The sequence below is a fragment of the Winogradskyella sp. MIT101101 genome (assembly GCF_047126865.1).
In the GTDB taxonomy this organism is placed as follows: Bacteria; Bacteroidota; Bacteroidia; order Flavobacteriales; family Flavobacteriaceae; genus Winogradskyella; species Winogradskyella ouciana.
Genome location: NZ_CP138982.1, coordinates 3,105,769 through 3,121,941, shown reverse-complemented (window position 1 = coordinate 3,121,941; position 16,173 = coordinate 3,105,769). Strand labels below are relative to the sequence as shown.

Sequence of the window (16,173 nt, the reverse complement as noted above, 5' to 3'; positions counted from 1 at the left end):
ATAAACGGTTTAAGTAGTTACCACTTAACAATCACACTTCCCCAAGTAAAGCCACTTCCAAAAGCTGCTAAAACAACGGTATCACCTTCTTTTATTTTACCCTCTTCCCAAGCTTCGGTCAGTGCAATAGGGATAGATGCTGCAGTCGTATTTCCATAGCGCATAATGTTGTTGTAAACCTGGTCATCCGATAGCTGGAATTTTTTCTGTATAAATTGGGCAATCCGCAAATTCGCTTGGTGCGGAATCAGCATATCAATATCTTCCTTTTTGAGGTTGTTTTGCATCAAGCCTTCCATAATCACCTCACTAAAACGTACTACGGCATTTTTAAATACAAACTGGCCGTTCATGTATGGGAAATAGCTTTCATCATCTTTATTATCGTCCTCAATAATATCGGTGACCCAACGTGTACCCATACCAGGTGCCTTAACCACCAATTCTTCGGCATGCTCTCCTTGGCTGTGCAGATGTGTGGACAATATACCTTTTGAGGTGTCTTGCTCTCGCGTTAACACCGCTGCTCCTGCTCCATCTCCAAAAATCACGGAAACTCCGCGTCCGCGAGTGGTTTTATCCAAACCATGGGAATGCAGCTCACTACCAATCACCAACACGTTTTTATACATGCCTGTTTTAATAAAATTATCAGCTACGGAAATGGCATACACAAAACCAGAGCATTGGTTACGCACATCCAATGCGCCAACGGTTTTAATATCCAAGGCATGTTGTACTTGCACACCAGGACCAGGGAAATACATATCTGGGCTCAACGTGGCGAAGATGATAAAATCAATATCGTCTTTATCAATGCCAGCACGTTCTATGGCAATTTTTGCAGCCTTTACTCCCATGGTCGCTGTGGTATCTCCATCACCTTCCTTTACCCAACGACGTTCCTTTATACCTGTACGTTCTGTAATCCACTCGTCATTGGTGTCCATCATTTTAGACAGATCGTTATTAGTTACCACATTGTCAGGAACATACTTTCCTAGACCTATTATTTTTGAATTGTACATTGAAAATCTTATTAGATAGATAAATATAGCACAAATTTACTACTTTAATTGTTTAGCTAATTTTCAGAATATTAGTCTATAAATTTAACATCTCTATCACATTTGTCGGTTTCATTTTTCCTTATCTTCAAGGCGCTAATCAATTTTCTTAAAACATGAAATCATTCATCAAATTATTCGCATTACTATTTTTATTAAATGGCTATGCGCAACAAAGCTTAACGTATCAACAACCATCAGAAGAAATTTTAGAACTGGCAGACGTAGAGTTGGCGCCAGGAGTACAAATTGACAGTAAAGGAGAGCACATGGTGCTACTCTACCGCAATCAGTACAAATCCATAGCAGAACTATCTGAAACCGAAATGCGACTCGCTGGTTTGCGTATCAATCCCGTGACCAATATTGGAAGCCGAACCAATTACTACACCAATTTAAAAGTTAAGAAAACCACGGACAAAGAGGCCAAACAGGTTATGGGCTTACCTGAAAACGCAAGGCTTTCAGGCTTTAGTTGGTCACCAGACGAAACCATGATAGCCTGTTTAAATACCACATCTAAAGGTGTTGAAGTTTGGGTGTTAAACATCGAGGAGGCCAAAGTCACCAAGCTTACAGATGCCAATGTTAATGCCAATATGGGCAGTACCATCAACTGGTTTAAGGACAATGAGCATCTTTTGGTAAAAATGTTACCAAGCGACAGAAAACCATTGATAGACACAGCTATTGCTGTACCAACAGGACCAACGGTATCCGTGAGTGATGGAGCCAAAGCGCAGAACAGAACCTATCAGGATTTATTAAAAACACCAAATGATGAAAAGAATTTTGAGCAACTGGCACGCTCTACAATCAAAAAAGTTTCAATAAATGGAGATGCTGAAGATTTCCTGCCAGCAGACATGTATCGTGGTATAAGTTTTTCACCAGACGGTAACTATGTCATGGTGACCACTATAGACAGACCGTTCTCATATTTAGTAACTTATACGAGATTTCCTTACGAGCAGACCATTTACGACAACAAAGGTAATGTGGTAAAAACCGTGAACACCGTACCTTTAGATGAAGTCCGCCCTAAAGGTTTTATGGCAACACGAATGGGAAAACGAAGTTTAAACTGGCGCGCAGACCAACCTGCAACATTGGTTTGGGCTGAAGCATTGGATAAAGGTGACCCAGAAGTTGATGTAGAGTACAGAGATGCCGTCTATCAACAAAAAGCACCATTCACAGGTGACCCAAAGCTATTGCTAAAAACAAAACAACGTTTCTCAGGTATTTCTTGGGGAGATGACAACACAGCGATAGCCTATGACTACTGGTGGAATACAAGAAATACAAAGCAATATCTGTTTAACCCTTCAAAATCAAATGAAGCAAAAATTATTGTGGACAGAAATTACCAAGATGTGTATAGCAATCCTGGAAATTTTGTGAGTTCTAAAAATGAATTTGGACGTTATACATTAACCAAAAATGGAAATAGCCTCTATTTAATGGGACCTGGCTATAGCAAAGAAGGTCAATTTCCTTTTATTGATGAATACAATATAAAAACTGGAGAAACCAAACGTTTGTATCAATCGGAATATACAGATAAGCTTGAAAGCTTGAATTCTGCCATTGACATGAAAACAGGTGATATTTTAGTGCGAATTGAATCCCAAACCGAATACCCGAATTATTACATTAGAAATATTAAAAAGAACAGCTTAACACCAATAACGGATTTTGAAAATCCTTTTAAAAGCTTAGAAGATGTCGATAAGCGCGTTATTAATTACAAGCGAGATGATGGATTGGATTTGGATGGCACATTATATCTTCCGTTAGATTATGAAGAAGGTAAAAAATACCCAATGATTCTTTGGGCTTACCCTCGTGAATACAAAGATAAAGGCAGTGCTGGGCAAAGTACGGCTAACCCTAATGAATTTGTTTATCCATATTGGGGCTCACCTATTTATTGGGTGACTAAAGGTTATGTAGTTTTAGATGATGCAGCTTTCCCAATCGTTGGCGAAGGCGAGGATGAACCTAACGATACCTTTAGAGAACAACTTGTGGCTAACGCAAAAGCGGCCATAGATGCTGTTGACAAATTAGGTTATATTGACAGAGACCGAGTAGCTGTTGGTGGTCACAGTTATGGCGCATTTATGACAGCCAATTTATTATCGCATTCCAATTTGTTTGCTGCCGGAATCGCCAGAAGTGGTGCTTACAACAGAACATTAACGCCATTTGGTTTTCAAAGTGAAGAGCGCAGCTATTGGGATTCGCCAGAAACTTATTATACCATGTCGCCATTTATGCATGCTGACAAAATGAAAACACCTTTACTGTTAATCCATGGTGTGGCAGATAATAATTCCGGTACGTATCCATTGCAAAGCGAGCGCTATTTTAATGCGCTTAAAGGTTTAGGAGCACCTGTAAGATTAGTAATGCTTCCTAAAGAAAGTCATGGCTACAGAGCCAAGGAATCCATAATGCACATGCTTTGGGAACAAGACCAATGGCTAGACAAGCACGTTAAAAACAAAGAAAAGAAAGAAGAAAAAATTGAGAATGAAGAGACTATAAAGAACTAGTGGTTTTTATTTAGACAGTCTCAAAAGTGAAATAATTCTGTTTTTCTGAATAAATCTTAGGTCATAAAAAAAGCTGATTATTATAAATCAGCTTTTTTTTTAGTCGATAATGTTTCTTTAACTTCTCGAAGGAAAAGTACCAGTAAGGCATATAATATAGTGCATTCCTAAATAAGGTTGCAAATTATTTGAAGACTGCCCAAGGCCATTAATAGTATTTGTAAACGTACTATTAGCCTCACTTCCGGTTGTTAAAATAGCCTTTGCACCTTTTTCAATAGCTCCACCTTTTAATTCACTTGCCTCATAGGCAGGAATCCCGTAACTCATAGCGGGAATGTTGCCTACAGTTACGACATTGGTTTCTGTTCCACCAGTTTGACCCATTCGATAAGGTGATAATCCTGGCCCTGTTCCCGGACCAACAGGAACTCTTCCTCTTAAATCTGGTAACGCAAATGTGGTTCTACCATCGCCTCCATAAGTGGTTCCTAAAATACTGAATAGGGCGGAATGCTGACTAATAGAGAGCATTTGACCTTCACACAAAGCCCATCCTCTTGGCGCAAAATTTCCAGCAAACATTTTTACTTCACCTATAAAACCAAATTGGTCATAAGTTGGTTCTTCTTCTGTTGTAAACCCAAAACAAAGGGCAACAATTAAAATAAGTAATACTTTTTTTGTCATAATACTATTATTTGGTTAGTAGTATTCAATATACAACAATCAGAACTAATGCTATTAAAGAGTTACTAAAAGAGCTGAATTCATTCTGCCATCTTGTCACAATTGTAGAGTTGGTATTTTATTTGACTATTGGTTAAATGAAATTAAAACAAAATGTAAACAGATTCCCATTTTTATGGGAAAGACTAAAAATAAATTTTTATCATGGCAAAAGGAAACATTAATGTATCGGTAGAGAACATCTTTCCGTTAATTAAAAAGTTTTTATACTCAGATCACGAAATCTTTTTACGTGAGCTGATTAGTAATGCGACTGACGCAACTCTAAAGTTAAAGCATCTAACCAGTATTGGAGAAGCCAAAGTAGAATATGGCAACCCAATCATTGAGGTAAAAATTGACAAGGAAGGCAAAAAACTTCACATCATAGATCAAGGTATAGGTATGACAGCTGAAGAGGTTGAAAAGTACATCAACCAAGTTGCTTTCTCTGGTGCTGAAGAGTTTTTAGATAAGTACAAAGATGCTGGTAAAGACGCAGGAATCATTGGTCACTTTGGTCTTGGGTTCTACTCTGCTTTTATGGTAGCTGATAAAGTTGAAATTATCACTAAATCTTACAAAGATGAACCTGCAGCACATTGGACCTGTGATGGTTCGCCTGAGTTTACCTTAGTAGAAGCAGACAAAAAAGAAAGAGGTACAGAAATTATTCTTCATATTTCTGAAGACGAACAGGAGTTCCTAGAGGAAGCTAGAATCCGTGAACTTTTAACTAAGTACAATAAGTTTATGCCTATTCAGATTAAATTCGGAACTAAGGAAATCAACGATCCGGATTTTACTCCAAAAACAACGAAGGATAAAGATGGCAAGGAAACTACTGAGCCACATAAGCAGATTACGGTTGATGACATTATCAACAATCCTGATCCGGCTTGGACAAAGCAACCTGCAGATTTAGAAGACGAGGATTATAAAAAGTTCTATAGAGAGCTTTACCCAATGCAGTTTGAAGAACCGTTGTTCAACATTCATTTAAATGTAGATTATCCATTCAACTTAACGGGAATTCTGTATTTCCCTAAAATGACGAATGACCTCAACATTCAAAAGGATAAAATTCAATTGTACCAAAATCAGGTATTTGTTACTGACAACGTTGAAGGTATTGTACCAGAATTCTTAACCATGCTAAGAGGTGTGATTGATTCCCCAGATATTCCGTTGAATGTTTCGCGTTCTTACTTACAAGCTGATGGAAACGTAAAAAAGATTTCATCTTACATTACACGTAAGGTTGCTGATAAGTTGAAGTCATTATTCAACAATAACCGTGAGGATTTTGAAAAGAAATGGGACGACATTAAAATCGTTATTGAATACGGAATGTTGTCTGAAGAAAAGTTCTTTGAAAAAGCAGATGCATTCGCTCTATACCCAACGGTTGATGGCAAGTATTATACATTTGAAGAATTAACCAATGCCATTAAAGCAAAGCAAACTGACAAGGATGATAAAATGGTGATTCTGTACGCATCTAATAAAGATGAGCAACACAGTTACATCCAGGCGGCCAAGGACAAAGGTTATGAGGTATTGTTATTAGATTCACCAATTGTGAGTCATTTAATGCAAAAGCTGGAGACTTCTAAAGAGAACATCTCTTTTGCTCGTGTAGATGCAGACCATATCGATAACCTTATTAAGAAAGATGATACAACAATTTCTAAATTATCTGATGAGGAAAAAACGAAGTTAGATGAGTTATTGAAGGACGTTGTACCATCAGAAAAGTTTATGGTTCAGTTAGAAGCTATGGATAGTTCTGCCTCACCATTTATGATTACACAACCAGAGTTTATGCGTCGTATGAAAGAGATGCAGCAAACTGGTGGAGGCGGCATGTTTGGTATGGGTAATATGCCAGAGATGTACAATCTGGTAGTCAACACCAATCACGATTTAGTGAGCGAAATTTTGAATACCAAAACACGAAAAAAACAAGAGCGTTTAATTAATCAAAGTTTAGACTTAGCACGTTTATCTCAAGGCCTACTTAAGGGTGAAGAGCTGACAAACTTTATTAAACGTAGCTATGATATGATTAAATAGCTGACGCGCTGATGTATTCAGCATCCTACATATATCTAAACCACTTAGAAAACTCTAAGTGGTTTTTTTGTAACTTATTGGCAAATAAGTCGTCACACTTAAAACAATCAATCTTATAACATTATGAATCCAAAATTCTCTTTCTTAACTCTTGCCCTTTGTTTTCTTTTTACAACCACACAGGCTCAAGACCTAACCACACAATTTGATGATATTGTCTCGCAATACTATCAAGATGATATGCCAGGTGCTACAATTTTAATTGCCAAAGACGGTAAACCTATTTATAGGAAAGCCGTAGGCAAGGCCAATTTAGAATTAGACGTAGATATGGTTCCTGAGAATGTATTTATGCTGGCATCTATCACTAAACAGTTTACGGCTGTGGCAATTTTAATGCTAGAAGAGCAGGGAAAATTGAGTTTAGATGATCCTATCACTAAATTTATTCCAGATTATCCCACACATGGTAAAACTATAACTGTCCATCATTTGCTTAATCATACCTCTGGGATAAAAAGTTATACAGGTATGGGAGATTTAGCCAAAGTAGCTCGTAACGATAAAACCTTGGACGAATTAATTGACTACTTTAAAAATGAGCCTATGGATTTCGATCCTGGTGATGCCTATTCCTATAATAATTCAGGTTATGTACTCCTTGGAAAAATAATTGAGGTTTTGTCTGGTGACACCTATGAGAACTTTATAGAAAACAAAATCTTCAAACAACTTGGAATGACAAGTTCTAGTTTTGGTAACAATAGAGAAATAGTTAAAAATCGAGTTGACGGTTACGAACAAGATGCTAATGGTTATGTGAACGCAAACTATATTAGCATGACCTTACCACACGCTGCAGGTTCCTTAACCTCAACTGTAGATGATATGCTAAAATGGCAAAATGCTCTAAAGAATAATACGCTTATCAAAGAAGCAACTTTCAATAAAGCGATTAAAGGCTCAGAACTTAATAACGGAGAACATATTCCGTATGGTTATGGCTTGGGAGAAATGAACTTAAAAGGCTCAAAAGGCTATACCCATAGTGGTGGTATTTTTGGGACTTCAACCAATGGTATTTACTTAATTGATGAAGATGTTTATGTTATCGGACTCAGCAACTGTAGCTGTAATGATATCGGAGCAGTTACAAGAAGCCTTGCAGCAGCAGCTATTGGCAAACCATTCCCAACCATGAAGGATGTTATTTCACTTTCTGAAGAAAAAATGAAACAATGGGTCGGTGCTTATGAATTTGAAGATGGAGCCATTAGACATATTTTTATGAAAGATGGAAAACTAAACAGTATGCGTGAATCAGAAACCAATACTGTTTTTGAAATTTTCCCGCTTTCTGAAAATCGCTTTATGTTTGAAGAAGGAAATATTGAATACAAATTCTCAACATTAGCAGATGGAAAGCGACAGGCCATCTTTATTACAGATTCCGAAAATGTAGGTAAAGAAGTTGATAAACCTATGCCTGAAGCCAGAAAAGAAATCACTTTATCCAACGACATCTTAAAACAATATGCTGGAACCTATGAAATAGCACCTAATTTTAATGTTGAAATCACCATAGATGGCAACCAAATTTTTGGACAAGCGACTGGGCAAGGTAAGTTTGAAATTTTTGCTGAAAACGAAACGACATTCTTTGCTAAAGTAACTCCTCTGAAAGTAAAATTTAGTAAAAACGATTCTGGAAAAGTTGAGAGTTTTACTCTTTACCAAGGTGGCGCAGAGACTGTTGCTAAAAAGATTGAATAAAGATTGTAATTCTAAGACTAAAACCACTTTGAGCTAACGAAGTGGTTTTTTTTATTAGAATTTTTGTAATTTTTCATTAATTAAACAAAAAAATGTCTGGTTCTCTTAGCCATATACAAAGGATATTTAAAGACGTAGAGCTCTCCAAAGTTGAATTAGAGCTTATTGCTTCTGTGATGAGTCGTGTTGAATACAATAAAGGGGAAATCATCTTTAAACCCGGAGATATTGTTAATGATCTTTTCCACATCGAAACTGGCTGCCTTAGAACATTTTACATCGATAATAAAGGGAAAGAACACACCTTGCAATTTGGTATCAAAGATTGGTGGATTACTGATTTTACGGCATTTTTTACATCTTCACAAGCGATAATGACCTTAGAAGTTCTTGAGCAAGCTGTACTTTGTAAATTATCTAATTCTGACCGTGAGTATCTTCATGAGAATTCTCCAAAATTTGACACCTACATAAGACGAAAACTCGAAAGTTCTTATGCGTACTTTCAAAAAAGAATAATTGCTGATTTTTCGTTGTCAGCAAAGGAACGGTATTTAAACTTTATACACACTTATTCAGATATAGAACGGAAGGTTAAAAATTACCATATTGCCTCATACTTAGGAATAACTACAGAAAGCTTGAGTAGAATCCGCAAAGAAATTTCTAGTATTTAGTTTTTATTATCATACATCAATTTTTATTGTTTATAAAGCAACTATGTTTGCACCAAGATTGAAATTTAGATTCAACTGATAAACCCTAATTACTTATAGTTAATCTACCATAAATCGTATTCCCTTATGGTTAATAGCAAAAAGCACAAGTTTAATTTCTTGTGCTTTTTTATTTGCTTATGGTTTAGATTCATAAAAAAAGACCATCTCTCGATGGTCTTTTTCAGTATTAGCAAGCGGTTAATATACTATTAATCTAAAATCAATTTATGAGTAGAGCTTCCTCGTTCTGTATTAATGTTAACAACATAAATACCTGAAGCCATTCCACTTATATCCATTTGATTTGTTCCATTTCCGATAGAAAGTTGTTTCACCATCTTACCTGTCATAGATACAATCTGAACCTTAACCTCACCAGTTACAGCGTCATCTATTACAATGTTGAATTGTCCTTTTGTTGGGTTAGGATAAATATTCAATACTGAAACTTCATTGAAATCTTCAATAGACAGTGCTACTTGCGATTCGTATGCTCCAATATCTCTTGCAGCTCCAAATACAGGTTGACCAATCTGATCTACAAAGGCATCACCAGCATCACCAGCATCAAATGCAGGTGAACCATCCAATAATTGATGAGTTAACGTTGTACCACCATTATTTTGTAATGGACCAACTACTGGGTCTGCACCTTCAATATCATTTGTTTGTGGTGTGAATACGTTTAAATCATCCATACCAATCAAATTATAATCGTTTGACGTTAGTGTACCTGAAACATCCATACCAGACGCTGCAGTATTCAATGCTACAATGGTATTCTTTAGAGATACATTATTTATTGCATCAATACCTCCACCAGTACCAATAGATGTATTTTGAGCTACAGTTACCGCATTCAAGTCTAAAGTTGCACCATTATTAGTTAATCCACCGCCAGAAACTGATGCAGCATTACCAGAAATAGTACTCGTCATAACTGAAGTAATAGAGCCCGTATTATTATAAATTCCTCCACCTACACCAGCAGTATTATTGTCTATTGTCGACATAGTTACAGTCATAGTAGTACCGTTTTGATTCCAAAGTCCACCACCTTCATTGGCAGCAGTATTACCTGTAATTGTACTGGTTGAAATATCAATAGTTCCAGACGTTCCCGTAACATGGAATCCACCACCATTTCCAGGGTTTGCAACACCAGCCATCCCATCAACATTATTGTTCATCATAATAGAATTTGAGAATATTAAATTACCATCAATTAACTCAATTGCACCTCCAGCTCTATTCGCTGCGTTGGTCTCAAAAGTTGAATCTGTTATAGTAACATCTCCAGCTGTACTTAACAAGCCACCACCAGAAGCAGATACACCAGAAGCCACATTGTTTGACACAACAGTTCCGTTAGTTATATTTAATGTTCCTCCATTATTGAAGATACCAGCTCCACCATCATCAGCCATATCACCTGTGGCAGAATTTCCATCAATTGTAACTCCATCTAAAGTCATAATTCCAGAACCATTCCAAAGTCCACCACCTTCTCTAGCAGCGTCATTTCCTATAACTAGACCACCTGTAATATTTGAATCACCAGGTCCAGTGATATGAAGCCCACCACCATTTCCTGGTGCTGCACCTGTGCTATTTGTTGAAAGTGTAACATTGGTTAAGGTTAATAAACCTCCCATAGCAGAATTATCTTCAATTCCTCCACCTGCTCTAACAGATGTGTTGTCATTTAATTGTGAATCTGTTACAGTCAATGTCCCCATATCATTTAAGATACCACCACCAGAACCAGCAGCTCCGTCGGCAACATTATTACTTATAACAGTATTGTTTTGAACAATCAGCGTTCCTCCAGCGTTGAAGATTCCTCCACCACCTTCATTGGCAGCAGCTCCACTTGCAGTATTTCCATCGATAGTTGTACCATCAACAGTCATCATACCAGAGCCATTCCATAACCCACCACCTTCTAAAGATGCAGTATTACCATTAACTGTTCCTCCTGTTATTGTTGAATTTCCTGGACCTGTCATGTGTAATCCACCACCATTTCCTGGTGCAGAACCTGTTGAATTGTTATTCAATATCACATTAAGTAGCGTGATTGTTCCAACGGCTACAGTAGAATTATCTTCAATTCCACCACCTGCTCTATTAGAAACGTTTCCTGTAATAGATGAATCTGAAACTGAAACCGAACCTCCATCAACATTTTGAATTCCACCACCAGAACCTGCAGCTCCACCAGTATCGTTATTGCTAATAACTGTTCCATTCTGAACAATTAGTGTTCCTCCATTGTTGAAGATTCCTCCACCACCATTATCAGCAGCATCACCGTTTGCAGTATTGTTATCTATTGTTGTTCCATCTACTGTCATTAAACCAGAACCATTCCATAATCCACCACCTTCTGAAGCAGCTATATTTCCATTAACTGTTCCTCCAGTAATTGTTGCATTACCTGGACCTGTAATATGTAGTCCACCACCATTTCCTGGTGCTGTACCTACAGTATTGTTATCTAAAGTAGCATTGGTTAATATAATAGTACCACTAGCAACTGAAGAGTTATCTTCAATTCCGCCACCAGCTCTATTAGCTTGGTTACCACTCACTGAAGCATTTAAAACCGTTATAGTCCCACCGTCAACATTTTGAATTCCACCACCAGAGCCAGCAGTTCCTGCAGCAAGGTTACTGGTGATTACTGTTCCATTTTGTATGGTAACCGAACCTCCATTATTGAAGATTCCTCCTCCTCCATTATCAGCAGCATCACCATTAGCCGTATTATTTTCAATATTAACAGCATCTACGGTCATTAAACCTAAACCATTCCATAATCCACCACCTTCTGAGGCAGCAGTGTTACCCTCTACAGTTCCGCCTGTAATGGTTACAGCACTATCTCCACTTATGTGTAGTCCACCACCATTTCCTGGTGCACCAGCTCCTGTAACAATTCCTGTTTCATTAGAGTTTAAACTTACATTAGTAAGTATTACTGGTCCACTGTTATTAGCTTCAATTCCACCACCAGCTCTATTAGATGTATTATTCATAATAGAAATGCCGTTTGCCATTAAAGTACCAGCAGCATTTAAAATACCACCACCAGTAGATTGTGCTCCATCGGCAACATTATTAGTAATAGCTGTAGAACCTGATAAATCTAGTGTACCACCTTCATTATAAATTCCACCACCACCTGCAGCTCCTGGAGTTATAACATCATTTCCAGATGCTGTATTTCCATCGACTGTGTGATCTACTATAGTCATTACTCCAGAACCATTCCATAATCCACCACCTTCATTAGCAGCAATGTTTCCATTTGTTGTACCTCCTGTAATATTTGTTGTTGCAGCTCCAGATACATGCAATCCTCCACCAGAACCTGGTGCGGCTACTGCAGGAGCGACTCCAGCATTATTTATATCTAAAGTTGTATTTACAAGGTTTAGTGTTCCACCTGCATGTTCAATTCCACCACCAGCTCTATTCGCTTGGTTCATTGTAATAGTAGAACCATCTACCGTTACTGTTCCACTAATAGTTAGAATTCCGCCACCAGAACCAGATGCTCCGTCAGCTATATTATTACTGATTACAGTACTGTTTTGAACTAGCATGTCACCTCCATTATTGAAGATTCCTCCTCCTCCATTATCAGCAGCATCACCATTAGCCGTATTATTTTCAATATTAACAGCATCTACGGTCATTAAACCTAAACCATTCCATAATCCACCACCTTCTGAGGCAGCAGTGTTACCCTCTACAGTTCCGCCTGTAATGGTTACAGCACTATCTCCACTTATGTGTAGTCCACCACCATTTCCTGGTGCACCAGCTCCTGTAACAATTCCTGTTTCATTAGAGTTTAAACTTACATTAGTAAGTATTACTGGTCCACTGTTATTAGCTTCAATTCCACCACCAGCTCTATTAGATGTATTATTCATAATAGAAATGCCGTTTGCCATTAAAGTACCAGCAGCATTTAAAATACCACCACCAGTAGATTGTGCTCCATCGGCAACATTATTAGTAATAGCTGTAGAACCTGATAAATCTAGTGTACCACCTTCATTATAAATTCCACCACCACCTGCAGCTCCTGGAGTTATAACATCATTTCCAGATGCTGTATTTCCATCGACTGTGTGATCTACTATAGTCATTACTCCAGAACCATTCCATAATCCACCACCTTCATTAGCAGCAATGTTTCCATTTGTTGTACCTCCTGTAATATTTGTTGTTGCAGCTCCAGATACATGCAATCCTCCACCAGAACCTGGTGCGGCTACTGCAGGAGCGACTCCAGCATTATTTATATCTAAAGTTGTATTTACAAGGTTTAGTGTTCCACCTGCATGTTCAATTCCACCACCAGCTCTATTCGCTTGGTTCATTGTAATAGTAGAACCATCTACCGTTACTGTTCCACTAATAGTTAGAATTCCGCCACCAGAACCAGATGCTCCGTCAGCTATATTATTACTGATTACAGTACTGTTTTGAACTAGCATGTCACCTCCATTGTTGAAGATTCCACCACCACCATCTGTTGCATCATTACCATAGGCAATGTTTGCGTTGATCGTAGAACCACTAACAGTCATTGTTCCTAGGTTATTCCATAATCCACCACCTTCTTGAGCAGCTTCATTAGAATCGATATCACTATTTAATATGTTAGCATTTGTAGTTCCAGATAAGTGAATTCCACCACCATTTCCTGGATTTGCCATAGCACCTAATCCGATATCTACACCTGCAGAGTTCCCTGAAAGCGTTACGTTATCTAAAGTTAATGTTCCATTAGAAGCATCTTCAATTGCACCACCAGCTCTACTTGCGTAATTACCTGAAATTATTGACCCAGAGGCAACATTTAATGTACCACCAGTATTATTGAAAATCGCTCCACCACGTCCACCTGGTGTAGCTGCCATTGCACTATTTCCTGTTAAGGTCGTTGTTGCATCTACATTTAGTGTACCACCATTATTGAATAGTCCACCACCTCCAGTGGCATCACCATTGGCAGTATTTCCTGTAATCGTTGTACCTGTTATGGTCATAGAACCAACACTGTTCCAAAGTCCGCCACCTTCAAAGGCAACATTATTTGTTACTGCACCGCCGTTGTAAACTACATCTCCCATTCCTGAGATATGAAGTCCACCACCATTTCCTGGTGCTGGTCCGTTTACCGTGTTTCCATTTAGATTTACATTATTGAATGTATATGTTTCTCCACTACTGCTGGCAATCTCAATTCCACCACCAGCTCTATTGGCTGTATTATTTTCTATTGTAAGACCATCAATGCTCAATGTTCCTGGCGATAAAGAGAAAATCCCTCCACCAGAACCTAACGTTCCTGATGCTGTATTGTTTGTAATTGTTGTTGTTGGAAGCACCACAAGAGCACCACCATTATTAAAGATACCTCCACCACCATCATCGGCTCCAGCACCTTGTGCATCATTTCCATCTATCATTGTTCCATCAACAATCATTGTCCCAGAACCATTCCATAATCCACCACCTTCTCTAGATGCGATGTTACTATTTACAGTACCACCTGTGATATTTGCATTGGCAGCACCAGTGATATGAAGTCCACCACCATTTCCTGGTGCAGAACCTGTTTCATTAAAATCTAGAGTGGTATTTGTAATAATTATATAACCTTCCACTAATTCAATACCACCACCAGCTCTATTTGAAGTGTTATAAGCTACCCATGAAGAATCCACAGTAACATCACCATCTGTACTAAAAATACCACCACCAGAACCTGAGGCTCCATTGGCAATATTATTTAAAACTGTTGCACCACTTCCTACGAATAAGGTTCCACCATTATTGAAGATTCCACCACCACCATTATCGGCCGCATCACCAGACGCTATATTGTCACTCACACTACCGCTAATAACATTCATGGTTCCTAAATTGTTCCATAGTCCACCACCTTCTGAGGCAGCAAAATTGTCATCTGCAGTTACATTGGTTAATGTAGCATTGGTTGTACCAGATAAGTGCAATGCACCTCCGTTTCCTGGATTTGACATGATAGGATTACCCAAACCAATATCTACACCAGCGGAATTACCACTAAGTGTTACACCAGATAAAATTAAAGTTCCACCAGAAGCATCCTCTATTGCACCACCAGCTCTACTTGCGTAGTTTCCTAAGATCGTTAATCCAGATGCTAAATTCAATGTACCACCTGTATTATTAAAAATGGCTCCACCACGTCCTCCTGGTGTCGCTCCCATTGCTATATTTCCAGATAAAGTTGTTGTAGCGTCTACATCGATTATTCCTCCATTATTAAAAAGGCCTCCTCCACCTGTAGCATCACCAATGGCAGAATTATCCATAATCGTTGTACCTGTAATTGTCATTGTTCCAGATCCATTCCATAAACCACCACCTTCTTTGCCAGCGATGTTTCCATTAGCGGTTCCTCCTGTAATATTGGCATCACCTGCTCCTGTAATATGTAATCCACCACCATTTCCTGGAGCAGCAATTGCCGGTGAAGCACCAGCATTATTGTTATCTAAATTTACGTTATTAAGCGTGATAGCTAAATCAGCACCTGAATTGTCTTCTATTCCACCACCAGCTCTATTGGCTGTATTGTTGGAAATTTCTGAATCGTTAACCGTTAGAACACCACCTATGTCATTAAAAATTCCACCACCAGATCCAGCGGGAGAACCTGTTCCATTAGCAACATTGTTTGTTATTACTGAATTATTAATGGTTACGGTTGCATTGGTCATATAAATTCCACCACCATCATCTGCTAAACCATTGGTAATTGTTAAATCATTAAAAGTAACATTGCCTGCAGTTATATTAAATGCTCGACCATTATTATTGGCGTCAATTGTCACTGTTGTGACTGCTGTACCATCAATGGTTAGATCTTTGTCAATTAATAATTCGCTATTCAATGTAACTGTAGATACACCTACAAAGGTTATTGTACCACCAGCGGGAGTATCTGCAATTTCGTTTCGTAAAGTTCCGTCTGTACCATCATCTGCGCCACTAGTGACGACCTGTGAAAAAGATAATGAAGTTGTAAAAATTGCTAAGAGAATAGCAATAAAGGTAGTTTTGTTTTTCATTTGGTAAGTTTTAAATTAAACGAATAGGTTGTGGTTAGTCTCTTGGGAAAGACATAATGCTTACGAGGTAGTGCTAATGAGGGTTTTAAAAAAGTGTTGTTTTAAC

7 protein-coding genes are annotated in these 16,173 nt (G+C 38.1%); 4 read left to right on the top strand and 3 right to left on the bottom strand.

The features are described from left to right. Positions 1-17 precede the first annotated feature (17 nt). The gene (locus SIB89_RS14005; RefSeq protein ID WP_412560255.1) at positions 18-1,028 is read right to left on the bottom strand and encodes a 3-oxoacyl-ACP synthase III family protein; all 1,011 of its coding nucleotides are present in this window, start codon (positions 1,026-1,028) and stop codon (positions 18-20) included. 155 nt (positions 1,029-1,183) lie between these two features. On the opposite strand from SIB89_RS14005, the gene SIB89_RS14000 reads away from it, so the two are divergent. Further along, positions 1,184-3,628, top strand: a complete 2,445-nt coding sequence (locus SIB89_RS14000) for a prolyl oligopeptidase family serine peptidase (protein ID WP_412560254.1) — start codon at positions 1,184-1,186, stop codon at positions 3,626-3,628. A 117-nt stretch (positions 3,629-3,745) separates the two neighbouring features. Here the strand turns inward: SIB89_RS14000 and SIB89_RS13995 are convergent, their stop codons facing one another. Then, the gene (locus tag SIB89_RS13995; RefSeq protein ID WP_412561921.1) at positions 3,746-4,213 is read right to left on the bottom strand and encodes a phage tail protein; all 468 of its coding nucleotides are present in this window, start codon (positions 4,211-4,213) and stop codon (positions 3,746-3,748) included. 309 nt (positions 4,214-4,522) lie between these two features. Between SIB89_RS13995 and htpG the strand changes: the two genes are divergently transcribed. The 3 genes from htpG to SIB89_RS13980 all read left to right on the top strand — a co-directional run bounded on the left by htpG (position 4,523) and on the right by SIB89_RS13980 (position 8,883). Continuing rightward, the gene (gene htpG, locus SIB89_RS13990; protein WP_412560253.1) at positions 4,523-6,433 is read left to right on the top strand and encodes a molecular chaperone HtpG; all 1,911 of its coding nucleotides are present in this window, start codon (positions 4,523-4,525) and stop codon (positions 6,431-6,433) included. Between the two features lie 123 nt (positions 6,434-6,556). Next, on the top strand, positions 6,557-8,206 hold the full coding sequence (locus SIB89_RS13985; protein WP_412560252.1) for a serine hydrolase: 1,650 nt from the start codon (positions 6,557-6,559) through the stop codon (positions 8,204-8,206). Positions 8,207-8,298: 92 nt separating this feature from the next. Then, entirely contained in the window at positions 8,299-8,883 is a 585-nt protein-coding gene (locus SIB89_RS13980) for a Crp/Fnr family transcriptional regulator (protein WP_412560251.1), read from the top strand. Positions 8,884-9,134: 251 nt separating this feature from the next. Here SIB89_RS13980 and SIB89_RS13975 read toward each other — a convergent pair whose 3' ends face one another. Then, positions 9,135-16,067: a choice-of-anchor Q domain-containing protein gene (locus tag SIB89_RS13975; protein WP_412560250.1), complete on the bottom strand. Its 6,933-nt coding sequence runs from the start codon at positions 16,065-16,067 to the stop codon at positions 9,135-9,137. Between the last annotated feature and the right edge of the window lie 106 nt (positions 16,068-16,173).

Excerpts from the sequence above, each read along its gene's own strand:
- SIB89_RS14005 (WP_412560255.1), bottom strand. The coding sequence starts at position 1,028 with ATGTACAATTCAAAAATAATAGGTCTAGGAAAGTATGTTCCTGACAAT.
- SIB89_RS14000 (WP_412560254.1), top strand. The coding sequence starts at position 1,184 with ATGAAATCATTCATCAAATTATTCGCATTACTATTTTTATTAAATGGC.
- SIB89_RS13995 (WP_412561921.1), bottom strand. The coding sequence starts at position 4,213 with ATGTTTGCTGGAAATTTTGCGCCAAGAGGATGGGCTTTGTGTGAAGGT.
- htpG (WP_412560253.1), top strand. The coding sequence starts at position 4,523 with ATGGCAAAAGGAAACATTAATGTATCGGTAGAGAACATCTTTCCGTTA.
- SIB89_RS13985 (WP_412560252.1), top strand. The coding sequence starts at position 6,557 with ATGAATCCAAAATTCTCTTTCTTAACTCTTGCCCTTTGTTTTCTTTTT.
- SIB89_RS13980 (WP_412560251.1), top strand. The coding sequence starts at position 8,299 with ATGTCTGGTTCTCTTAGCCATATACAAAGGATATTTAAAGACGTAGAG.
- SIB89_RS13975 (WP_412560250.1), bottom strand. The coding sequence starts at position 16,067 with ATGAAAAACAAAACTACCTTTATTGCTATTCTCTTAGCAATTTTTACA.